Origin of the sequence: Aureimonas glaciei, from assembly GCF_014643375.1 — a bacterium.
GTDB classification, from domain to species: Bacteria; Pseudomonadota; Alphaproteobacteria; order Rhizobiales; family Rhizobiaceae; genus Plantimonas; species Plantimonas glaciei.
Genome location: NZ_BMJJ01000033.1, coordinates 1 through 514 on the forward strand (window position 1 = coordinate 1; position 514 = coordinate 514).

At 64.0% G+C, this 514-nt stretch carries 1 protein-coding gene; it reads right to left on the reverse strand.

Translation table 11 applies throughout. The features are described from left to right. A partial coding sequence (locus IEX88_RS26620) for an IS630 family transposase (RefSeq protein WP_188855505.1) occupies positions 1 to 514 on the reverse strand: 514 nt, incomplete at both ends.

A 514-nucleotide genomic window follows, 5' to 3' on the forward strand; every position in this document is an offset into this window, starting at 1 on the left:
TTTGCTGGAAGCATAGCCGGCGCTTGCGAAATAGTTGCTGCATTCGTCTGGGCCGATGGTGGTGACGAGGTTGCCGAGATGGCGCCAGGTGTCCTCGACACTTCGTTTCTGGGCATCGCGCATCCAATGCTTGATCTTAGCGAAGGCCTGTTCGATCGGGTTGAGATCGGGAGAATAGGGCGGCAGGAACCACAGCCTGGCGCCTGCGGCTCGGATCATCTGGCGGACGGCGGCCGACTTGTGCGAGCCGAGGTTGTCCATGACGACGATGTCGCCGGGCCTCAGCGCCGGCGCCAGGATCTGCTCGACATAGGCCTGGAAGCACTGGCCGTTGATCGGTCCGTCGAACACGCAGGGTGCCGCGAGCCGGTCGAGTCGCAAGGCACCAATGAAGGTCAGCGTGCGCCAGTGACCGTAGGGGGTAAAGCCACGCAGGCGCCCGCCGCGTGGGCCCCAACCGCGCAGCGGTGCCATGTTGGTCTTGATCCAGGTCTCGTCGATGAACACCAGCCGC